We start from the raw sequence: 22,123 nt of genomic DNA, 5'->3' as shown, positions 1-22,123 counted from the left end.
AAACGCTGTCGAATATTTTATTATTAAGAGTATTGGATAGAGTTGACCAACTACCATCCGATGCAATGACATTGATGAGGAGCATCATGAGATTTTTTTCTTTACGTCAGACTAGCAGAGCAGTATTGCTATCTATGGCAGGCCTTACGCTTACGTTAAGTGCCAACGCTGCTACTGTCAAACCTGCAGCGGCTCAAGCTTCTACTTCTGCTACGCAAAGCTCAGTTGATCGCTTGACGCCAGCCAATAGCACAGACGGTATTATTGCCCTAGTTAATGAAAATGCTATTTTAAAAAGCGAACTGGTTGATGCTATCGAGCAAACCCAAGCACGTGCCAAAGCTGCTGGTGAGCCTATCGCAAACTCAGCACAACTACAGTCTGAAGTATTAAACGCGCTTATTTTGCGTGAACTACAACTGTCTATGGTCAAACGTGCGGGACTGTCTGCCGATGAAGCAGAAATCAATCAACGTCTTGGTCAAATCGCTCAAGCTGAAGGCCTTAATAGCATTGCAGCATTGCAGCAACGTCTAGATGCCGCACAACCTGGTAGTTATGCCAATCTACGTGCCAAACTGATCGAAGAGGCTTCTATCCAAGCGCTACAGCAGCGTCAAATTACTCGCCGAGTACGTATTAGCGAGCAAGATATTGATGCATTTTTGGCCTCACCTGAAGCCAAACGTCTGAATCAAAGCGAATATCAAACCATTCACGTACGTGTGCCTTATATAGATGACTATAGTCGCCTATCAGCCGCTCAACGTGAAGAAGCATTAAAAGTCGCGCAAGCATTACGTACGCGTTTGCTTGAGCCAAATGTCAACGTCGCTGAAGCCGTTGCTGCTAGCCAAGGTAGCTATCCGATTCCATTGCAAGGTGGAGATATGGGCTTTCACAAGGCTGCTTCTTTACCGACAGAACTGTCTAGCAAAATTACCAAGCTAGACGTTGGTACTGTAAGCGAGCCACTATTGACTCCTGAAGGGATTGATATCATCAAGCTTGCTGATAAAAAAGCCAGCAATACGATGCTGATACCACAATGGCATACTCGCCATATTCTAGTCAAAGTCGATGACCTACAGACTGACGCGCTTGCTGAACAAAAAATCAATGATCTATACGAGCAACTTCGTGGCGGCGCTGACTTTGCTAGTTTAGCTTCAACGTATTCAGATGATCCAGGTTCTGCGGGACGTGGCGGTGATCTTGATTGGGTTAGCGAAGAAGATATGGTTGGTTCATTTGAAGCCACCATGAAAAATACAGCGGTTGGTGACTACTCTGCACCATTTAAGACAAAATTTGGTTGGCATATCCTAAAAGTCGACGGTAAGCGCGATCAAGATATTAGCGAGCAATATCGTCGCAATATGGCACGTCAAGCATTGTATCAACGTTTAGCGCCACAAGCTCAAGAAGACTGGTTACAAGAGCTACGTGCTGGCGCTTATATTCAGATACTTGGCTGATATGTTGCAATAAGCTAGTAGTATTAAGTTAGCGAAAGCACTGAATCGATTTAAACAAAGAAGGGTATATGCTATTGCATATACCCTTCTTTATTTTGCGCAGTTAGATATTTAACTGGAAGCTTTAAAAAAATATCGGAGTTAAGCATTTTAAACTTTATTAAACCAAAATCCACACAAAGAAAAACCCCGAACCTAGGGCGATTGGTTCAGGGTTTCAATACTTCGTGTTATTGTTATTATCTCTCTTCCGTGCTGACTCATCCTAAGTCATTTAACAGTATTATATAAGACAGCGGGCTGACCTGTACTTTTATTGGTACTGTCTCAACACTACATCCATGCGTATCCTTGTGTTGATGGATGTATTATAGGCCAATGAATTTGGTGCCGATAGAAGCTAAAGACTCTATTTTGCGTAAGCATATGCTTACATCACTTTTATGCATTACCGTTAATAAACGGCCTCTTTTATCAACCAAAACTGCGCTGTTCTTGTCTGTGTTCTTCTGACACTTTTTCGCCTTCTTTCTTGCCTTCTTCGATTTTGTTGTCAGTTTCTTGGATATCTTCTGCTTGTGCAGTAGGCGCATTGCCTTCTTGCTTGCTTGCCTCTTCTGGCTCATATTGTAAGGTAGTCATCACAGGAAAGTGATCAGATCCTACGGATGGCATACGCTGAATATCAACTACTGTAAAACAGGCACTATGAAAGATATGGTCTAGAGCCCAACGTAGAAATGGGTATTTAACATGAAAGGTATTAATGAAATGTCGACCAATACGAGGATCTAACAGGCCAGAGATACGTTGGAAACGACGCGTGGTTTTTGACCATGCGACATCATTGAGATCACCTGCCAGTATCGCCGTTTGATCGTTTTCTTTTATATGTTTACCCACCATGAGCAGCTCAGCATCACGCGTGGTGGACTTATCAGCTTCAGTTGGGCTAGGCGGCATAGGATGTAAGCAATATAACCAAACGACGCGGCCTCCTTGCAAACGCAACTGTGTATGGATAGACGGTATATCATCTATCATCAAATACTTAACTTCAGGATCAATTAGCTCAAGCTTAGAATACAAGTGCATACCATATAAATTATCTAGTGGCACTTTCACGGTATAGGGATAGTCAGACTCAACTTGGTGTAGGGCTTGCTCCCATTTCTTATCACTCTCTAACGTAATTAAGATATCAGGCTGCTTTTGCTTAACCAAATCGACCAGCTTCTGCGTTTCATCATTGGGCGTCAATACGTTTGATACCATGATTTTTATTTGATGCGCTTGCCCTTCTGGCTTATCTTTTGCCTTTTGAACTTCTTTTTTCCACAGCTTAGTATATGGCAGTACCATTCTCAGCTGAAATGCTAACGTACCGCTCAATACAACAAACAATATCCACTGCCCTAACTCCCACTCTGAGAAAAACACTATCATGCCAACCCAAGCGATAATACCAAGCACCATTATTTGGATGCGTGGAAACTCAACACCGCGCACCCACCAGTTATCCAGCGGTAACCAGCCCCAGATTGTGACAAAGGCGATGAATCCTGCTAGACCTTGTAAGGCGTAATATAATAGTGAGAGATCCATAAGTAGGTACTAACCGTTGATTGAAATATTGATAGAGCCAATGATGTATATTGGTTAAGCTTTTATTTGATAAGAAATATCGTGGTTGTAACTCACCTGACATCAAATAACTAACGTCGAGTAATTGTGTTTGAGACTTACTTTAGCATTTCAGAAGATTCTCGCCTACTGGTGAGTCTCAATTATGCGACAACTATCATAAAACGTTACAATATTGGCTCACTCAATGTAATGAGTGCTTTATTAAACATTATATTTTTGATGTCGTCAGATAGCCAAGTATCTATTCAACAGTAATAACTTAAAGTTATAGCCGACATAGTTAATAGTGTATAGAAAACGACCAAATAATAGCCAAAACGCCTTGCTTTTTCGCGCCATTCACGGCATTGTTATCGGTTGACGATGCAACAAATAATTGTAAATAGGATTGAACTTCATGAGTGATTTAACAGTAGGTTTGGTAGGCTGGCGCGGTATGGTAGGGTCAGTATTGATACAACGTATGCAGGAAGAAAATGACTTTAACGGGATCAAACCCGTGTTTTTTTCAACCAGTAATGCTGGTGGTGATGCACCAAAATTCGATGGTATTGAAACCGACCAACTAAAAGACGCTCATGATATTGAAGCACTTGCTGCTTGTGATGTCGTTATTACTTGCCAAGGTGGTGACTATACGTCAAAAGTCCATCAACCATTGCGTGATAGCGGTTGGAACGGCTACTGGGTTGATGCGGCGAGTACGCTGCGAATGAAAGATGACAGCATTATCATTCTTGATCCAGTCAACCGTAACGTTATTGATAGTGCCCTAGCCAACGGCAAAAAAGACTTTATCGGTGGTAACTGTACCGTATCATTGATGCTGATGGCTATCGGCGAGCTGTTTAACAAAGGCTGGGTCGAATGGGTCAGCGCCATGACTTACCAAGCCGCTAGTGGCTCTGGCGCAAACAACATGCGCGAGCTCATCAATGGCATGGGCGTATTACACGATGCCGTTAAAGACGAATTGGCTGACCCTGCTAGTGCGATTCTTGAGATTGATAAAAAAATCGCTCAGACTCAGCGCTCAGCAGACTTCCCTACACAATACTTCGGTGTACCATTGGCAGGTAGCTTGATTCCTTATATCGATGCGCAGCTAGAAAACAAACAGTCAAAAGAGGAATGGAAAGGCGGCGTCGAGACCAATAAGATCTTGGGTAACGATGATACCAGTACGATTCCTATCGACGGTATGTGTGTACGCGTCGGCGCTATGCGTTGTCATGCGCAAGGTTTAACGATCAAGCTGAAAAAAGACATTCCACTAGAAGAAATCGAAGCTGCACTCAAAAACAGTGGCAACGAGTGGTTGGACTTAGTCGAAGATGACAAAGAAGCTACTATGAATCGCCTAACTCCAGTAGCAGTGACTGGCACCCTAACCGTTGCGCTAGGTCGCTTACGTAAGCTTAATATGGGCCCTGAGTATCTAGGCGCATTTACTGTTGGTGATCAATTGTTATGGGGCGCAGCAGAACCATTACGTCGTATGCTTAATATCATCCGTGAGCAAAACGTCTAACTTAGATACCTTATATTAAGCACAAAAAAGACAGCGATTGCTGTCTTTTTTTATGGATCGATTACTATTTAGATTGATACGCAATCATCACCTCATTACGACGTAAGAATGGTAGCGTCCAAGGTGGGTTATAACGTGCTAATTCAGGCTCGCCTATAGGCGTCAAATTCTGGTTTTGCATCCATGTTTGCAGCGCTTCGGTTTTTTCCGCTACTTTGTCCTCTCCTGCGAGCCAAGAGAACTTAATCACACCGTACGTCTGTGCAGGCACTTCTATAATTTCAACGTTTGGATTGTTTGGCTTTGGCAGTGTTTGCATCGTATATTTACTAGGCATCGTAAATTGTACGCGCCACTTACCATTGTCTTGTTGCATACTGACTGGTGCTGTCATGGCAATTTTTTGTGACTCATTATCACTTTCTTTGTTATCAGCTTGCATCGTGACAGGTACCGTCATACTAATTTTACTACTGTCGCCACTTGGTGCGGTGTTATTACCAAAAATATAGTCCGCTAAAATCTTAAACCCTTCACGACTTGCTGAGTCTTGGTCACCACTCACCCACGTTTGCGCTACTAGCTGCTCATCATAACGACGCAGCTCAAAGTCATCTACTTGGGTCAACACCGTATATTTCGGCTCCTCAGTAGCCATAGCCCCTCCTGATATCAATAATAAACCACTCAATAATAAGTAAGCTGTCTTTTTCATGTCATGTCTCCAGCATCTAAAAGCATGGTGTGGCAATGATTATTACCTCACCTGTATAACTTCTACTGTATCAATAGACCTCTAGCACTGTCTGTGTCTTTTGGCGTGCTATCTGTATTTTTTGGTTATGAAAAAGGGATGTCAAATAAAATCCCTAAAGAACATATTAACTATGTATCGATACCACTAAATATCCATGTCCAAAAAAACCGCTAACAATGCTATAATTAGCGCCATTTTCATAGCTCATATATCGGTTAACATATGCAATTTGTCTTACATAAAACGGCCAGCGGTGCAACGCGTGCACGCCGTGGTACGGTTCATCTCAATCATGGCGACGTGCAAACGCCTGCTTTTATGCCTGTTGGTACTTATGGTACGGTCAAAGGCATGCTGCCACGTGATATCGAAGCCATCGGTGCTGATATTATTTTGGGCAATACCTTCCATCTCTGGTTACGTCCGGGTACTGAAGTCATTGATAAATTCGGTGGCTTACATAAGTTTATGCATTGGGACAAGCCTATCTTGACCGATTCGGGCGGTTTCCAAGTATTCAGCCTCGGCGCAATGCGTAAAATTACCGAAGAAGGCGTAAATTTTAAATCTCCTATCGATGGCGCAAAGGTATTTCTCTCACCAGAAAAATCTATGCAGATTCAGTACAGCTTGAACTCAGACATCGTCATGCAGTTCGATGAGTGTACGCCGTATCCAGCCACTCATGATGAAGCGAAAAAGTCGTTAGAGCTATCGCTACGTTGGGGACAGCGCTGTATCGATGAGCACAACAGACTGGGCAGCACCAACGCATTATTCGGTATTGTACAAGGCAGTATGTATCCTGATTTGCGTCAGCAATCACTTGAAGGCCTGTTAGAGATTGGCTTTGATGGTTATGCTATTGGTGGTCTTTCAGTTGGCGAACCTAAAGAAGAGATGATAGATGTCCTAGACTACCTGCCTGATGATATGCCAGCAGATAAGCCACGCTATCTTATGGGTGTTGGTAAGCCTGAGGATTTAGTTGAGGGCGTACGTCGCGGTGTGGATATGTTCGACTGCGTGATGCCAACTCGTAACGCGCGTAATGGCCATTACTTTGTGACGGGCGATGCAGACAATGCTGGTGTGGTACGTATTCGTAATAGCCAATATCGCAATGATGAAGGCTCATTAGATCCTGAGTGTGACTGCTATACTTGCCAAAACTTTAGCCGTGCTTATCTGTACCATCTTAATAAGTGCAAAGAGATGCTAGGTGCTCAGTTAGCGACCATTCATAACTTACGCTATTACCAACGTTTGATGCAAGGTATCAGAGATGCTATCGAGCAAGATAAATTTGATGAGTTTGTCAGTGAGTTTTATGCCAAACGCGGTCAAACGGTTCCTGAGTTAAACTTGCGTTAATCCTATTTAATATTCACGACCGTATAACGATATCTGTTGAAATAAAAAAGGGCTTAAGAATAATCTTAAGCCCTTTTTCTGTGCTGCTTTTATCACTCAATGATTATCACTTAATGATTTAAGTAGAGTCTATTTTGACTACTATCCCATCAATGACGTCACAAATACTACAATAACAGCGATTGGCGCGATGAATTTCGCAACGATTTGCCACAGCTGCCATGTACCATTAGATAAACCAAGCTCTTGCTGAATGTTACGTTGATCCATTTTCCAACCAACAAATACAATTGCAGCCAGACCTGTTAGAGGCAATAGGAACTTACTAGTAAGCTTATCTAATGCATCAAAGATACCATTACCCATGATAGTAAAGTCAGACCATAGGTTGAACGATAGCAGTGCTGCAATACCTAACAACCAGATTACTGTACTTGCCACGATAGTCGATACAGTACGACTCATCGACGTACGCTCTTCTAATAACTCAACGGTTGGCTCAAGTAACGAGATAGATGAGGTGATAGCTGCAAAGGTAATAAGCAAGAAGAACAATGCGCCAATGATAGTGCCCGCACCCATGCTACCGAAAGCAATTGGTAAACTTACAAAGATAAGACCAGGACCTGATGCAGGATCTAGACCATTGCTAAAGATGATTGGGAAGATGGCAAGACCAGCAGCCAACGCAATAACCGTATCTAAAATAACAACGGTACGTGCTGTTTTTAGCAAGTTTACTTCACGGCCCAAATACGAACCATAAGCAACCATGATACCCATACCAATTGATAGTGTGAAGAATGCATGACCTAATGCTGCAAGCATAACATCAGCCGTTAGTTTGCTAAGATCTGGTGTAAATAGGTAAGCAACTGCTTCACCAAATCCACCGTTAATCACGTTGTAACCAACGATAACGAACAGAATCACACCCAATAATGGCATTAAAATCTTAGCTGTTTTTTCGATACCACTTGTCACACCAATACCAACGATGACAGCGGTTAAGATCATAAATACCGTATGCCAGATCGTCAATGTACCAGCTGATGCAAGCATAGCATCAAAGGTTGCAGCAACAGAGTCACTGTCTTGACCAGCAAAGCTACCTGTTGCAACTTTAGTAATATAGTTAAGCGCCCAACCACCGATCACACTATAGAACGATAGAATTAAGAAGCCACCTAAGATACCAGTAGCACCAACGATGCCCCAGCTACGTGACTTACCTTCAGTCGCTGCTACGTCTGAAAAAGTATTGACTGGGTTTTTTTGACCACGTCGACCAATTAACCATTCAGCAACTAATATCGGAAAACCGACCAGCGCGATACAGAACAAATAGGCAATAACGAAAGCTGAACCACCGCTTTCGCCAACCATGTATGGAAATTTCCATATGTTTCCTAAACCAACTGCTGAGCCTACTGCTGCCAATACGAAGCCAAAGCTTGAGCTCCATTGGGCATGTTCTTGTTTATTGATAGCCATTTTTTCCGTCCTCGTGCTTCAATTAACGTTACTGATAATCTTCCTTGATCAACATAAATAGTCGGCCTTACTGTGGGACTATTTAGTAAACGCTTCGATGTGAAACGCCCAGCAACATTAAGAAAGAATTGATTACAATATCGTAAACGCTCAGTTTCTGCTAAGCGACCAAAAAAGTCAAGTGCTCATAAATATAAAAAGCCATAACAAATAGTTATGGCTTTCATCTAATTCGCCTTCATTCCATAAGAATTTAACCGATTAAAAGTATCAAACTCATCATTAATCGAGTTATGCTTTCTTTAGCGTACAACACCGCGGCTGCTATTTTGTAATGAATCAATAAGTAGCTGAATTTTTGGCTCTTTAGCTAATAGCTCATTATGTAAGACTTCCAACGCTTGTACAGTGGTCAAACCTGATCTGAAAATCGTACGGTACGCTTGACGCAATACATTAATGGTTTCTTTTGACCAACCTTTACGGCGCATGCCTTCGATATTGAGTCCATGAGCCTTTGCTGGATTGCCAGATACCATCGTAAATGCAGCCACATCTTTTAGAATGAGGCTTGCTCCGCCAATCAAGCTATAGTCATCTACTGTACAAAACTGATGAATACCTGAGTTACCACCGATGATGGTATGGTCGCCAATAGTCACATGCCCCGCTACACCGACATTGTTAGCCAGTACGTTATGATCGCCAATAACACAATCATGTGCGACATGGGTGTTTACCATCAGTAGATTATGACTGCCGATTTTAGTCAGCTCGCCGTCTTGCGCTGTACCACGGTGTAAGCTACAGGCTTCACGAATCGTATTGTGATCGCCGATTTCAAGCCAAGTGCGCTCACCTGCATATTTCAAGTCTTGAGGATCTTCACCAATACTCGCAAATTGATAAAACTCATTGTGTTGGCCAATACGAGTCAGTTTAGTCACAACGACATGTCTATGCAAAACCGTATGCGCACCAATTGATACTTCATCACCAACGATACAATAGGGCCCGATGATAGCAGTCTCGTCAATCTGCGCGGACGGTGAGATGAGTGCTGTAGGATGAATCTGACTCATAAGATGGGCCCTTGTATCATTTGATGCGAGTAAATAATAAAAAAGTATCGCTATTTCAGTGTTACTAACGAAGCTAATACCAGTTATGTTGTTGAATTTACATGTAGCTATTTATTGCAGTGGTAGTGAGCGGTTTCAATATTGCTCTTTGTACAGTATGGCTTATTAAAAACTTAAGCACCCTTCACCTTAGCAGGTTTTTGCTGCTCTTGACGTGCAATCATAATTTGCGCACTAGCCGCCAATTCATCTTCGACATGGACAGTACAATCAAACTTATAGATACCATGTCTTTGCATCACAGTTTTTGCGCGAATGATAAGCTGATCACCAGGAATCACACGGCGTTTAAAACGGACTTTATCCACACCTGCAAATAGATAGAGGTAACCGTCTTCTGAAGTCAGACCTGCGGTAATGAACCCAAGTATGCCTGAAACCTGTGCCATTGACTCCACCATCAATACCCCTGGCATGATTGGCTCGTCAGGAAAATGCCCATTAAAAAACTCTTCATTAATAGTCACGTTTTTGATACCAGTAATACACTCACCTGGCGTACAAGCTACAATACGATCTACCAGCATAAAAGGATAACGATGCGGTAAGTAATGCTTAATCGTATGATACGTCAATGGTAGCGTAAGACCTTGCTCAGCCAAGCTTTTAACGTCTTCATCAGTTGGGATATCTATATTGTTATTGCTCATAATGACGCTTCCTTGCTGTGTTTTGAATATCTATTATTCGTTTGTGTTTGCATTAGTTATTGCCTAGCTGACGAAAACGTACAGCAGCACGTCGCCAATTAGCAGTTGGCATTGCAGCCGTACCAGATGAATATGAGCCAGCGGTTTTAATGGATTTGGTTACCATGGTCATGCCAGATAAAACAACATCGTCTGTAATCTCGATATGCCCTGTGATACCGACAGCGCCGCCTATTATACAGCGCTTACCTATCGTAGTACTACCCGCAATACCTGTTTGAGCAGCAATAGCAGTGCCGTCACCGATACGGACGTTATGGGCAACTTGTACCAAATTATCAATAATCACGTGATTACCAATAACTGTATCATCGATAGCGCCACGATCGATACATGTCTGGCTACCAACTCGTACATAATCACCAATAATGACACGGCCTAACTGGGCAATGCGCTCCCAACCTGTGTTACTAGGATCTTTAGTAGGCGCAAAACCGAACCCTTCAGATCCGATGCTTACTCCTGCATGCAATCTAACGTGATTGCCAATGACACACTCAGGCCCAACAACGACTTGCGACTTAATGACACAATCGGTACCGATACTGGTATTGGCCTCAACCACGATATGAGCATCAAGTGAGCTACGCGCCCCTATTTGTACATTGTCACCAATCACACAAAAAGGACCGATATTGACTTGCTCGCCAATAACAGCACTGTCTGCAATCACAGCACTAGGATGAATTCCGTTAGATAAAGAATGACGTGCAAACAGCTGACTGGCACTGGCATAAGCCAGATATGGATTTGAAACGACTAGCGCTATCGCTGAGGTAGGCACCTGGTCACGATATGCTTCCGTTACCAACACTGCCCCTGCGTCACTGCTCGCCAAGCTAGAAATATAGTGAGGATCTGCCAAAAAGCTTAACTGCTGCTGACTGGCTGTCGTCAAACTACCGACGCTACTGAATGGTTGACACAATTGCTCAGTATCAATCTCAGCCTTATTAATAATAGGCTGACGCTGCTCAATTCGAGTAATGAGTTGCTCAATCGTTATCATAATGACTATTAATAAAATGTGTTTATAAATGAAACGGTCGCCAAAATAACAATGCGTTTTGACGACCTACTAAGCTCTAATGATATTTCCGTCTATTTGAAACAATCTTTACAATTACTCAAATAGATATGAAAAATGTCATTAATTTAGAATGTATTACCAATCTGGAACTGGACTTTTTCAGTCTTATCGCCCTCTTTGTCACCAAATGGTACCGCGTAGCTAAGTGAGATCGGACCAATTGGCGTATACCAAGTGATACCAGCACCCGCACTGTAGCGGAAGTCATTATCTTGAGTCAGCAATGGAACATCTGAGTCATTAAAAGTACGATCTTCTTTATCAGAAGTGTCAAAGACCTGACCACCTTCAGCAAACAATACTGGGCGTACTTGATCTGCCCAGTCACCTTTGAACGGCATTGGCAAAATTAGTTCAGCACCAAACGTAGCTAGCGCATTACCACCAACCTCTTCTGCGGTAAAGGTTTGGTTGTCTGGATCATTGACCGCATCAAGATAAACTTGTGATTTAGGTCCTAGTGTCGATGATTCATAGCCACGTACTGAGCCATAACCACCAGCATAGAAGTTCTCATAGAACGGTAAATCATTACCATAACCAAGCTTAGTATAACCACGCGCGATCACGTCTTTATAAATAGGGTAATATATATTGCCGCTATAAGTTAGCTTTTGGTAGTTGGCATCGCCAAGACCGATGGTTGCATCAACCGCATGGCTCATCCCTTTGGTAGGGAATACTGGACGGTCTAAAGTGCTGTAGTCCCAACCAAACAATAGGTTGTAAGTCTGATAATCATTCTTGAAGGTAGCAACACCATCAGTCTCAACTTCCGGCGTTTTTGTACCGCCTTCGTCTAGAATTTCTTGGACATTAGATATACCTAAATAACGACCACCACGAACCTTTGTGTTGTCTACATTTAGACCAGCACTCAGGCGTTTGGTTTCGTCAATAGGATAACTATAGTTCAGCGTCGCACCATATGAATCTGTCACATAGTTACTAACGTTGTCGTCATCATATTTGGTTTTGCGATAATAACCGCTGATACCTTGAGAAACACCGTTTTCTGTAAAGTACGGATCGGTATAACCTAGGCTATAAGAGTCACGTGTCTCTGAACGAGAAAGCGCAGCCTTAACACGGTTACCGGTACCCATGAAGTTGTTTTGGGTCAAATCCAACTGGAAAGTCACACCACCGCTTTGTGAGTAACCGGCTGCAATCGTTGAGCTACCAGAAGGCTGCTCTTCAACCACATAGTTCACATCGACTTGATCTGGCTGGTTAGGTACGGGCTTAACGTCGACAGTGACATTTTTAAAAAAGCCAGTACGCATCAAACGCGTGCGTGACAGTTGAATTTTGTCATTGGACGATAGCGTACCTTCTAACTGACGCATTTCACGACGTAATACTTCGTCTTGCGTTTTAATATTACCCGTAAAGTTAATACGGCGAACGTAGATAGGACGTGCAGGGTCGATATAGTAATCAACATCGACCATTTTCGTATCGTCATTGATACGTGGTACTGGTCTGATTTGAGCTAGATAATAGCCTTCATTACCATAGCGTCTTTTAAGAGAAGCAGTGGTTTCGTCTAGTTTTGCTTGCGAGTACTTTTCATTAGATGCAAAGCTCACTAGCTCTTTTAGCTCACTATTCTCAAAGGTAGGTTTACCTAGAAAGTTCACTTCGCCAAACTGGTATTGCTCGCCTTCACTTAGGCTAACTTCGATAAACACGCTACTTTTGTCTTCGCTGATATTCAATACAGCATTATCGACTGAAAAACGCACATAACCATCGTTCTGATATAGCGCCTTTAAACTCTCTAGACTGGCAGCCAGTTTCTCTTGAGCGTATCGATCAGATTTAGATAATAGACGCGTCCATGAAGATTCTTTTACCGCGAAAACATCTTTAATCTCTTCATCACTAAAGTGTTTGTTACCAATAATATTGATATCGACAACTTTAGCAGGTTTGCCTTCTACAAAGCGCACGTCAAGTTTTACGCGGTTGCCATCAAGGACCGTTTGATCTACTTCGATATTACTATTGTAGTAGCCCTGGCTAATATATTGCTGTTGTAGCTCATTGGCCACGCCTTGCAAGGTAGACTGCTTGAGCACGTCACCAGCAGAAAGGCCAGCATTCTTCAATCCCTGCTCAAGCCCTTCTTTTGGAATAAGCTTGTTACCTTCAAAGGTTACTTCAGCGATCGTTGGACGCTCAATGACGTCAAATCTTAGCTTGCCACCTTCGACACGGCTTTGAATATCAGCAAAGTTTTCAGTTGCATATAGCGCCTTAATACTGGCAGCTAAGCTACTATCATTCACCGTATCGCCTACCGTAACAGGTAAGACCGGATAGAGGCTATCAGGGGTTAGACGTTGTAAGCCATTAAAACCGATGTCAGTTACTACAAATTCTGCAGCCTGTACTGGCATACTCATCATCGCTACAACTAACGGCAACCCAGCCGCGCTCATAATTAAAGGCGTACGCATAAACACTATCCGTCAATAAAAAAATTGCTTAAGTTAAGTTAAAAGGCACGTATTGTCTAACCCGTGCGCATAAGGTTATAAACCCATGCAAGGGTAACTCAGAACACTTTATATAAATTGCATCACAAAATAAACTAAAAATTACGATTAGTACAGAGGCTGCGACACAGAGTAGCATGCCTATCATAACAATAATCAGCCTATAATAGGCGTAAAACCATTAGTATATCGTGCTTTATCAGCCATATTGCTCATCAGCTGACTAAAATAGCCGGCTGATGTCATTACCAATTGCTAACACCATGAAACCTGCCAGTAAGAGTAAACCGATATTTAGACCGACCATTTGCACACCTTCAGACAGTGGCTTACCGCGAATCAGCTCAATAAAATGATAGACAATATGACCACCATCTAATACTGGAATCGGCAAAAGGTTTAAGACGGCAAGACTCAAGCTAATCAGCGCCGCTGTCGATAATACCATTTGCCAACTGATATCAAAGCTTTGCTTGGCAACTTTAGCAATGGTAATTGGCCCTGATAAATTGTCTAAACCAATCATACCTGACAGCATTTTCCCCATCGAGCTTACAGTCATTACCGCGAGCTGCTCAGTCTTTTCAAACGACTTAACTAACGACTCACTAGGACCGTAGACCACGGTAGTCTTGTAATCGTCAGGAATCACAATCTCAGTCTGATCAACCATCGCACCAATCTGTCCGTAATCATTACCCAAGTTGTCTTTTTTACCTTGAGGCATAATCTGCAACTGTACAGACTTATCATCACGTAACACCGTAAAATTAAGCAGCGTTTCAGGATTATCACGAATAATACGTGTGGCAGTAATCCAGTCTTCAATTGACTCATTATTAATAGCAGTAATACGGTCGCCAACCTTTAGACCTTGGCGACTAGCGGCACCATCAGGAGCCAAACCGCCTACAATCGGCGCAATCTGCGGCTGCCATGGCAACATACCAAAGCTGGTCAATGCATCTTTGCCTTGAGCTTCACCTTGCATAAACTGTGTGACGGGTGCTTTATATGTCTTAGTCGACTGATCGGTTTGGGCATCTGACTGCAAGGTAATGCTGACATTATCCGTCTCACCCATACGTCCTGCAAGGCGATAGTTAATACCTTCCCATGTCTGCACATCATGTCCATCAATCGCCACAATCTTATCACCGACTGGTAACTGTGCTATCGCAGCAGGCGTATCTGGTAGTACCTGACCAATCTTAGTCGCCAACTGCTCAGATGGGGTCATAAATAGTACCCAAAATAGCGCGATAGCGATGACAAAATTCATGATAGGGCCAGCTGCAACGATAGCAATTTTCTTGAGCGGATGTTGCCGATTAAATGCAAGGTGCTGCTCATCTTTTGCGACATTACCTTCACGCTCATCTAGCATCTTTACATAGCCGCCAAGTGGCAATGCTGAGATACGATAGTCGATGCCGCTTTTTTTACTGGTCCAACCAAAAACTTTAGGACCAAAACCGATAGAGTACGTTAGCACTTTGACACCGCAAAGCCGCGCCACAATATAATGTCCCCACTCGTGTAAGGCAATAAGCGGGCCCAAGACAAATATGGCGGCAAGAAGTGTTAGTAAAAACGTCATGATTTTTTCTCAGTATTGTCTCTCAGCATTTTTATCAACATCTTCGCTAATATCGTTTAGCAATATCATGTATCAGCTAAGAGACGCTTGCTACGATTATGTCAGCTTTGCTACCAACTTATCAGTCAAGTGGCGTGCAATCTTATCGATTGCCAATATGTCTTCTATGTCAGCGGTTTCGTTCAATGGTGGCAGCTGTATGTCATTTAAGGCTTGTTCGTTAATATCAGCAATATCCGTCAAACGTATTTTACCATCGAGGAACGCTGCTACTGCAATTTCGTTTGCCGCATTGAGCACAATTGTGGCTTGCGTCCCTGCTTGCATAGCTTGGCGAGCCAAACGCAAACAGGCAAATTTTTGTAGATCTGGCTCAATAAACTCCAAACCACTAAGTGCAAATAAGTCTAACGGCTGCGAGCCACTATCAATTCGATCAGGATAGCTAAGCGCATGTGCAATTGGGGTTTTCATGTCTGGACTACCCAGCTGTGCTAAAAAACTCCCATCGCTATATTCTACCATTGAGTGAATGATACTTTGTGGATGAATGACCACATTTATCTTATCTTCAGGCAAATCAAATAAATGACAGGCTTCTATCAGCTCAAGCCCCTTGTTCATCATCGTCGCCGAATCGACAGATATTTTTTGACCCATTGACCAATTCGGGTGTTTGACCGCTTCTGCGACGCTTGCCTGCTGCATTTGCTCGAACGACTGCTGCAAAAATGGCCCACCAGAGGCTGTCAACCATAGTTTACGAACACCATGATTTGACTGATGGATTTGCGTATTGTCTTGCTGAATAGCGAGTGGCAAGCATTGAAAAATGGCATTGTGTTCGGAGTCGAGTGGCAGCAAAGTGGCTTTGTGTGTCTTGACCGCATCAATCATAACTTTACCTGCCATCACTAAGGCTTCTTTATTGGCCAATAAGATACGCTTACCTACACGGGCTGCTGCTAATGTAGACGGCAACCCTGCCGCCCCTACAATCGCCGCTACAACCGTATCAGTCTGTGAGTCAGTGGCAATATCTACCAATCCTGCCTCACCCCCTACGACCTCACTATCAATCCCCGCGGCTTTAAGCCTGTGAGCAAAATCATCTACGGCTGACGTCGGCACACTGACGCGTTTCGGCAAAAACTGCTGACAGAGTGCAAATAGCTTATCTAAGCGATGATAGCCTGACAAAGCATAGACTTCGTAAGTGTGCGGTTGCGCCGCCAATATTGCTAAGGTGCTATCGCCAATCGAGCCTGTCGCGCCTAGTACGGCGATGCGTTGCGTCATAACCATCAATGCCCATGATACTTAAAAATAATAAAAATAGAATATCGTCTATTAACTATAAACCTTACACCACTATCAAACCAAGCTGCTGTATCACCCAAAAACCAAGGGCAAATATCGGTGTTGCAGACAACAGAGAATCGATACGGTCAAGGATACCACCGTGACCTGGCAAGATAGTGCCTGAATCTTTTACATCAGCACGGCGCTTGAGCATCGACTCGAACAAGTCCCCAAGTACAGAGGCAAGAATAGTGATGGCCGATAACGCTACAAATGCGATTAACGGTACACCGGTCAGCTGTAATTTAAAGACGCTAATGGCTACCACAACTAACAGCCCTGTGACGAGGCCACCAGCCAACCCTTCCATGCTCTTATTGGGTGAGACATTGGGTGCCATTTTTCGGCGACCAAGTTTGCGTCCAACGAAATATGCACCGCTATCTGCACACCATACTAATAAGAACACATATAGCAGCCACCATGCCGACAGTTGCCAGAGATAGAACATCGCCGTGATAGATGCCGTCAGAATAACCGCGCCCATCATTGCCAGCTGGTTGCCGTACCATCTTGTTTGTGTTGGGAAGACTCGAACCCAAGACAGCGCCATCAGCCATATAACGAGTGACGCCACCCACCAAAACAACCAAGTCACTTTGAACATTAGTGATAATATAGTGAGCGCTAAAATCAATAGAACGAATACCGCAGGTTGGCGCCATTTAGGCATCAATTTAGCCCACTCATGAGCGGCGATAATGACCCCTATGGCCAACAGTGGTGCAAATAAAATAGGTGTTTGGCTCGCAAACATTGCAATACCAACGATAATAACGAGAACAATTGCCGTCTTAATTCGTTGCCACATACTTATCGAGCCTTATAATAATGAAGAACAGATGGTCAAAAAATGCATTATAGCAGCTAACTAACGATGGCCTAGTGATAGCATTTAATACTAATCCAAGCCGTTTATCATTGCATAAACCAACCTTATTGACCAGTTATACAATACTAACTGAACTGAACCGACTAAACTTATCTATCAACTCACTGCTCAGTGACCTTGCTGCTCTATCACTACTTGCTCGCTGGTTTTGCCAAAGCGGCGTTGGCGTTTAGCAAAATCTGCGATCATCAAAGCCAGCTCTTCTGCTGTAAAATTTGGCCATAATGTGGGAGTAAAAAATAGCTCAGCATAAGCAGATTGCCACAATAAGAAATTAGAAATACGATACTCGCCGCCCGTACGCACTAGCATATCTACTGCTGGCGTATCGGCTAACTGTACGTAATTACCTAACAACTCTTCGCTGACATCTTCAGCTTTTAATTCGCCAGCTTGAACTTGTTGAGCCAGCTGTTTTGCTGCATTTGCAATATCCCACTGCCCACCGTAACTAATCGCAATCACTAGCGTCATTGCGTCAAACTTCGCCGTTTTTTCTTCTGCATCAACCATTAGCGTTTGTAATGACTCACTAAGTTGACTACGGTCACCGATGAAACGCAAGCGAATACGATACTCATTCATGCGCGGCATTTGCTCATGAATCGTCGATGTGAGTAGCTGCATCAACAATGCTACCTCACTAGGCGGTCTCTGCCAATTTTCGCTAGAAAACGCAAAAACGGTCAGCACTTTAATGCCTGTACTGACACAATAATCAACAAGGGGATCTAGTGCATTTTTACCCGCTATATGACCTTGACCTTGGCCTAAATTATTGGCCTTACCATAGCGATTATTACCATCCATAATGATGGCGATATGACGAGGAAGAATAGCGGGCGCCAAAACGGCTGAAGTGGACATAGGCGAACTTGCTTATTGTTAAGGTAAAATAATAATAACGTGTGCAACGGCGAATAAAAAGTGCCATTTATATAATTCACTAACTTATCATAATTATATTGTGAATTTTTAATGCTCAGAATGCGATGAACAAAGTCTAATCAATCGCGTTTTTGGCATGTTCTAGATATGGCTGCATATAGTTGATTCAGTTTAAAAGAGAGACCAGCAACCGAGTTCAGATGTATATGCGATACTTCAATCGAGGTTAACGCTGCGACTCTTTTATAGAGGATTAACTATATCAGTCTACACAATAATAAACAGCCAATAGCTACAAAGTATTGGCTGCTCAATGACAGATAATCTATCAAACTGATTCTTGTTATAAATCACAATTATATCAGTATTAAACTTCCATCAAATCGCTTTCTTTCTTGCTCAAACGAGCATCAATTGTTTCGATATATTTGTCAGTAATTTTTTGAATATCATCGTTAGCGCGGCGCTCATCGTCTTCTGAGATTTCTTTTTCTTTTGCCAAATCTTTGATGTCATTCATCATGTCACGGCGAATATTACGGATAGAAACACGGCTGCTCTCAGCTTCACCACGTGCAAGCTTTTGCATATCGCGACGGGTATCTTCTGTCAATGCTGGCATCGGCACACGGATCACATCAGCAGACATTGGGTTTAGACCCAAATCTGCTTCACGAATGGCCTTGTCTACTGCTTGTACCATCGTACGGTCAAATGGTTGAACCAGCAAGGTACGTGAGTCTTCAACGTTGACGCTTGCTACTTGGTTCAATGGTGTATCAGAACCGTAGTAGCTGACCATCACACCTGACAACATACCTGGATGCGCACGGCCAGTACGAACTTTACTGAAAGTGCTTTCAAGCGCTTCCAATGTTTTTTGCATGCGTGCTTCGCCGTCTTGCTTAATCTCTTTAATCATTGTGTATCCTTATTTATCGTTACCGACAAATCTTTTATTTGCTATTGGGATATTAATTATTTGTTGCTAATCGTTAGCTATTTACTGACGTTAGTTGCCAGTATCGCATCAATTAATGAAAAACTCGTGTGCCTTCATTTTCACCCATGATGACATTCAATAATGCATTAGGCTTAGTCATGTCAAACACTTGCAGCGGTACGTTATGCTCACGGCATAATGCGATAGCCGTTAAATCCATAACACCTAGCTTTTGCTCTAGTACTTCATCAAAAGTCAGACCGTCATATTTGACTGCATCATCATGTAGGCTTGGGTCTTTGTCATAAACGCCATCGACCTTAGTCGCTTTTAAAATCAAACCAGCTTCGATTTCGATACCGCGCAAACAAGCAGCGGTGTCAGTGGTAAAGAATGGGTTACCCGTACCTGCGACAAAGATACAAACTTCGCCGTTTTTAAGATAACGAATGGCATTACGACTGCTATAGCTTTCAGTGACTTCACCAATCGGTAACGCTGACATCAAGCGAGTTTTGATATTGCGACGCTCAAGCGCATCACGCATTGCCAGTCCGTTCATAACGGTCGCTAGCATGCCCATCTGATCACCTGTGACACGGCCAACGAGACCTTCTTTTTGCAATTGCGCACCGCGATATAAGTTACCACCGCCGACTACGATACCGACTTGGACACCAAGCCCACGCAAGTGAGCGATAGACAGACTCATTTTATCAAGCACTTCGGTATCAATACCCATGTCTTTACTACCAGCTAAGGCTTCACCGGAGAGTTTCAGCAAGATACGAGCGTAACGCGGGTTTTTGTCAGACATGAGGTCACCTTGTTATCATGAAATTATAAAGAAAATTATCGGTAAAATACAAATCGAGTTTGGCCACAACGCCACACTTACAGCTAAGCGTATTAAAAAGGCTAAATTGCGCTAATTGTAGCAAAAACTGCCCGCCATTGGGCAATTTTCACTCGCATATCTTATTGGATATCTAGCCTTGATAACTGGCGAATAGATCGTATTCGCTAGCATCGTCGATAGTCACGGTTAAGAACTGCCCTACTTTGACTTGAGCGTTGATGTCATCAACATAGACATGACCATCAATTTCAGGTGCATCAGCATAGCTACGGCAAATAGCAATATTTTCATCGCTATCAATTTCATCGACCAATACCGTTAAAGTCTTGCCGACTTTTTCTTGTAGCTTTTGCGCTGAAATATCTTGCTGTAGCGCCATTAAACGCTCATAGCGAGATTGCTTGACGTCTTCAGGCACATGATCAGGCAAGTCATTGGCCACTGCGCCTTCTACTTCTGAATAAGTAAATGCGCCCACGCGATCGAGGCGTGCTTCAACTAACCAGTCAAGCAAGCACTGAAAATCTTCTTCTGTTTCGCCAGGGAAGCCAACCACAAAGGTCGAACGAATCACGATATCAGGACAGATATCACGCCACGCTTTGATACGAGCCAAGGTGTTTTCGCTATGCGCAGGACGTTTCATCGCCTTTAGGATACGATGGCTGGCATGCTGGAACGGAATGTCCAGATAAGGCAGTAGTTTCTTCTCAGCCATCAACTCAACGACTTTGTCTACGTGTGGATACGGATAGACATAATGCAGGCGTACCCAAATGCCCAAATCGTTCAATGCTTGGCATAAGTCATAAAACTTAGACTTGAGCGGCATGCCATTCCAAAAGCTGGTCTTGTACTTTAGGTCAAGGCCATATGCCGAGGTATCTTGCGAGATGATAAGTAACTCTTTCACGCCAGCTTTTTTGAGCGCCAGTGCTTCGTTCATCACATTATCAATCGGGCGCGATACCAAATCACCGCGCAAGCTTGGAATAATGCAGAACGTACAACGGTGATTACAGCCTTCTGATATTTTTAGATAAGCATAATGGCTTGGGGTCAGTTTGATACCCGCTTCATTAATCAAATCTATTTTTGGATCATAGTTGGCGTCCTGACTGCGATTTGGCTTAGGCACATGCTGCGCCACTGCCGTAATCACTTCGTCATAGGCATGCGCGCCCGTCACTGCTAGTACAGCCGGATGCATCTCACGGATTTTGTCCGCTTCTTTGCCCAGACAGCCAGTGACAATCACTTTACCATTTTTGCTAATGGCCTCGCCGATCGCATCAAGTGACTCTTGTACCGCTGACTCAATAAAGCCGCAAGTGTTTACCACGACCAAGTCAGCACCATCATAATCACTGGCCACTTGATAGCCGTCACGGCTTAGCTCAGTGATAATACGCTCACTATCTACCAATGCTTTTGGACAACCTAGTGACACAAAACCAATCTTTGGCGCCGCACTAACTGGCATCGTAGCAGTCGCATTGGCAGTCGTAACATCACTGCTTTGGGCTACACTACGGTTCTGATTGTGATTGGCTTTATGATGGTAAGGTTGTTTAGCATCTGTTTGACTGACATCTGCCTGACTCTGCGCTTGTACTATGGTAGGCGCGGCAGGATTGAAGATAGTGGCAGTGTCTTTTACGGCAGATAGAGGAGCTGTTGCTGTCGTATTCACTGACTCGGTAGAAGTTTTGGACATGGCTGACCTTGCTAGAGATAAATTGGCTGAGCGCATTGTACGTTTTTTTTGCAAAAATCACCAGTTTTGCCGCTCTATAGTCTTGATTTGTGGTTAAATATTATCTCAAGCATCTGACTTTTTTGGGCCCTACTG

At 43.3% G+C, this 22,123-nt stretch carries 17 protein-coding genes; 3 read left to right on the top strand and 14 right to left on the bottom strand.

Going from position 1 to position 22,123, the window contains the following annotated elements; genetic code table 11:
* Nucleotides 1-86: 86 nt before the first annotated feature.
* The gene (locus CXF69_RS12125; RefSeq protein ID WP_102078123.1) at nucleotides 87-1,478 is read left to right on the top strand and encodes a peptidylprolyl isomerase; all 1,392 of its coding nucleotides are present in this window, start codon (nucleotides 87-89) and stop codon (nucleotides 1,476-1,478) included.
* A gap of 474 nt (nucleotides 1,479-1,952) precedes the next feature.
* On the opposite strand, the gene CXF69_RS12120 is transcribed toward CXF69_RS12125, so the two are convergent.
* Nucleotides 1,953-3,083: an endonuclease/exonuclease/phosphatase family protein gene (locus tag CXF69_RS12120; RefSeq protein ID WP_102078124.1), complete on the bottom strand. Its 1,131-nt coding sequence runs from the start codon at nucleotides 3,081-3,083 to the stop codon at nucleotides 1,953-1,955.
* A 439-nt stretch (nucleotides 3,084-3,522) separates the two neighbouring features.
* Between CXF69_RS12120 and asd the strand changes: the two genes are divergently transcribed.
* The gene (gene asd / locus CXF69_RS12115; RefSeq protein WP_102078125.1) at nucleotides 3,523-4,656 is read left to right on the top strand and encodes an aspartate-semialdehyde dehydrogenase; all 1,134 of its coding nucleotides are present in this window, start codon (nucleotides 3,523-3,525) and stop codon (nucleotides 4,654-4,656) included.
* A gap of 64 nt (nucleotides 4,657-4,720) precedes the next feature.
* On the opposite strand, the gene CXF69_RS12110 is transcribed toward asd, so the two are convergent.
* Entirely contained in the window at nucleotides 4,721-5,314 is a 594-nt protein-coding gene (locus CXF69_RS12110; RefSeq protein WP_227684572.1) for an SOUL family heme-binding protein, read from the bottom strand.
* Nucleotides 5,315-5,635: 321 nt separating this feature from the next.
* Between CXF69_RS12110 and tgt the strand changes: the two genes are divergently transcribed.
* On the top strand, nucleotides 5,636-6,787 hold the full coding sequence (tgt, locus tag CXF69_RS12105) for a tRNA guanosine(34) transglycosylase Tgt (protein ID WP_102078127.1): 1,152 nt from the start codon (nucleotides 5,636-5,638) through the stop codon (nucleotides 6,785-6,787).
* 141 nt (nucleotides 6,788-6,928) lie between these two features.
* Here tgt and CXF69_RS12100 read toward each other — a convergent pair whose 3' ends face one another.
* The 12 genes from CXF69_RS12100 to rimO form a co-directional block, all read right to left on the bottom strand.
* Entirely contained in the window at nucleotides 6,929-8,281 is a 1,353-nt protein-coding gene (locus tag CXF69_RS12100) for a sodium-dependent transporter (protein WP_102078128.1), read from the bottom strand.
* Nucleotides 8,282-8,583: 302 nt separating this feature from the next.
* On the bottom strand, nucleotides 8,584-9,363 hold the full coding sequence (lpxA, locus tag CXF69_RS12095) for an acyl-ACP--UDP-N-acetylglucosamine O-acyltransferase (protein WP_101206170.1): 780 nt from the start codon (nucleotides 9,361-9,363) through the stop codon (nucleotides 8,584-8,586).
* Nucleotides 9,364-9,536: 173 nt separating this feature from the next.
* Nucleotides 9,537-10,073, bottom strand: a complete 537-nt coding sequence (fabZ, locus tag CXF69_RS12090; RefSeq protein WP_102078129.1) for a 3-hydroxyacyl-ACP dehydratase FabZ — start codon at nucleotides 10,071-10,073, stop codon at nucleotides 9,537-9,539.
* Nucleotides 10,074-10,125: 52 nt separating this feature from the next.
* Nucleotides 10,126-11,142, bottom strand: a complete 1,017-nt coding sequence (gene lpxD / locus CXF69_RS12085) for a UDP-3-O-(3-hydroxymyristoyl)glucosamine N-acyltransferase (RefSeq protein WP_102078130.1) — start codon at nucleotides 11,140-11,142, stop codon at nucleotides 10,126-10,128.
* 146 nt (nucleotides 11,143-11,288) lie between these two features.
* Nucleotides 11,289-13,688, bottom strand: a complete 2,400-nt coding sequence (gene bamA, locus CXF69_RS12080; RefSeq protein WP_102078131.1) for an outer membrane protein assembly factor BamA — start codon at nucleotides 13,686-13,688, stop codon at nucleotides 11,289-11,291.
* Nucleotides 13,689-13,950: 262 nt separating this feature from the next.
* Nucleotides 13,951-15,327 carry an RIP metalloprotease RseP gene (gene rseP, locus CXF69_RS12075; RefSeq protein ID WP_101206174.1) on the bottom strand — a complete coding sequence of 459 codons (1,377 nt, stop codon included), beginning with the start codon at nucleotides 15,325-15,327 and terminating at the stop codon, nucleotides 13,951-13,953.
* 96 nt (nucleotides 15,328-15,423) lie between these two features.
* A complete protein-coding gene (gene ispC, locus CXF69_RS12070) occupies nucleotides 15,424-16,632 on the bottom strand; it encodes a 1-deoxy-D-xylulose-5-phosphate reductoisomerase (protein ID WP_101206175.1) in 1,209 nt (402 codons plus the stop codon).
* Nucleotides 16,633-16,690: 58 nt separating this feature from the next.
* Nucleotides 16,691-17,500 (bottom strand): phosphatidate cytidylyltransferase, encoded by an 810-nt coding sequence (locus CXF69_RS12065; RefSeq protein WP_102078132.1) that lies wholly within the window; start codon nucleotides 17,498-17,500, stop codon nucleotides 16,691-16,693.
* Nucleotides 17,501-17,689: 189 nt separating this feature from the next.
* On the bottom strand, nucleotides 17,690-18,448 hold the full coding sequence (gene uppS, locus CXF69_RS12060) for a polyprenyl diphosphate synthase (protein ID WP_102078133.1): 759 nt from the start codon (nucleotides 18,446-18,448) through the stop codon (nucleotides 17,690-17,692).
* A gap of 388 nt (nucleotides 18,449-18,836) precedes the next feature.
* Nucleotides 18,837-19,391, bottom strand: a complete 555-nt coding sequence (gene frr / locus CXF69_RS12055; protein ID WP_102078134.1) for a ribosome recycling factor — start codon at nucleotides 19,389-19,391, stop codon at nucleotides 18,837-18,839.
* Nucleotides 19,392-19,503: 112 nt separating this feature from the next.
* Nucleotides 19,504-20,229 carry a UMP kinase gene (gene pyrH, locus CXF69_RS12050; protein WP_057759121.1) on the bottom strand — a complete coding sequence of 242 codons (726 nt, stop codon included), beginning with the start codon at nucleotides 20,227-20,229 and terminating at the stop codon, nucleotides 19,504-19,506.
* A 172-nt stretch (nucleotides 20,230-20,401) separates the two neighbouring features.
* Complete coding sequence (gene rimO, locus CXF69_RS12045) at nucleotides 20,402-21,988, bottom strand: 30S ribosomal protein S12 methylthiotransferase RimO (RefSeq protein WP_101206179.1); 1,587 nt, start codon at nucleotides 21,986-21,988, stop codon at nucleotides 20,402-20,404.
* Nucleotides 21,989-22,123: the final 135 nt, after the last annotated feature.

Source organism: Psychrobacter sp. Choline-02u-9, from assembly GCF_002836505.1.
Taxonomy (GTDB): domain Bacteria; phylum Pseudomonadota; class Gammaproteobacteria; order Pseudomonadales; family Moraxellaceae; genus Psychrobacter.
This window is presented reverse-complemented; position numbering and strand designations above follow the sequence as displayed.

Coding starts and splice junctions, on each gene's coding strand:
- CXF69_RS12125 (WP_102078123.1), top strand. CDS start 87: ATGAGATTTTTTTCTTTACGTCAGACTAGCAGAGCAGTATTGCTATCT.
- CXF69_RS12120 (WP_102078124.1), bottom strand. CDS start 3,083: ATGGATCTCTCACTATTATATTACGCCTTACAAGGTCTAGCAGGATTC.
- asd (WP_102078125.1), top strand. CDS start 3,523: ATGAGTGATTTAACAGTAGGTTTGGTAGGCTGGCGCGGTATGGTAGGG.
- CXF69_RS12110 (WP_227684572.1), bottom strand. CDS start 5,314: ATGGCTACTGAGGAGCCGAAATATACGGTGTTGACCCAAGTAGATGAC.
- tgt (WP_102078127.1), top strand. CDS start 5,636: ATGCAATTTGTCTTACATAAAACGGCCAGCGGTGCAACGCGTGCACGC.
- CXF69_RS12100 (WP_102078128.1), bottom strand. CDS start 8,281: ATGGCTATCAATAAACAAGAACATGCCCAATGGAGCTCAAGCTTTGGC.
- lpxA (WP_101206170.1), bottom strand. CDS start 9,363: ATGAGTCAGATTCATCCTACAGCACTCATCTCACCGTCCGCGCAGATT.
- fabZ (WP_102078129.1), bottom strand. CDS start 10,073: ATGAGCAATAACAATATAGATATCCCAACTGATGAAGACGTTAAAAGC.
- lpxD (WP_102078130.1), bottom strand. CDS start 11,142: ATGATAACGATTGAGCAACTCATTACTCGAATTGAGCAGCGTCAGCCT.
- bamA (WP_102078131.1), bottom strand. CDS start 13,688: ATGCGTACGCCTTTAATTATGAGCGCGGCTGGGTTGCCGTTAGTTGTA.
- rseP (WP_101206174.1), bottom strand. CDS start 15,327: ATGACGTTTTTACTAACACTTCTTGCCGCCATATTTGTCTTGGGCCCG.
- ispC (WP_101206175.1), bottom strand. CDS start 16,632: ATGGTTATGACGCAACGCATCGCCGTACTAGGCGCGACAGGCTCGATT.
- CXF69_RS12065 (WP_102078132.1), bottom strand. CDS start 17,500: ATGTGGCAACGAATTAAGACGGCAATTGTTCTCGTTATTATCGTTGGT.
- uppS (WP_102078133.1), bottom strand. CDS start 18,448: ATGTCCACTTCAGCCGTTTTGGCGCCCGCTATTCTTCCTCGTCATATC.
- frr (WP_102078134.1), bottom strand. CDS start 19,391: ATGATTAAAGAGATTAAGCAAGACGGCGAAGCACGCATGCAAAAAACA.
- pyrH (WP_057759121.1), bottom strand. CDS start 20,229: ATGTCTGACAAAAACCCGCGTTACGCTCGTATCTTGCTGAAACTCTCC.
- rimO (WP_101206179.1), bottom strand. CDS start 21,988: ATGTCCAAAACTTCTACCGAGTCAGTGAATACGACAGCAACAGCTCCT.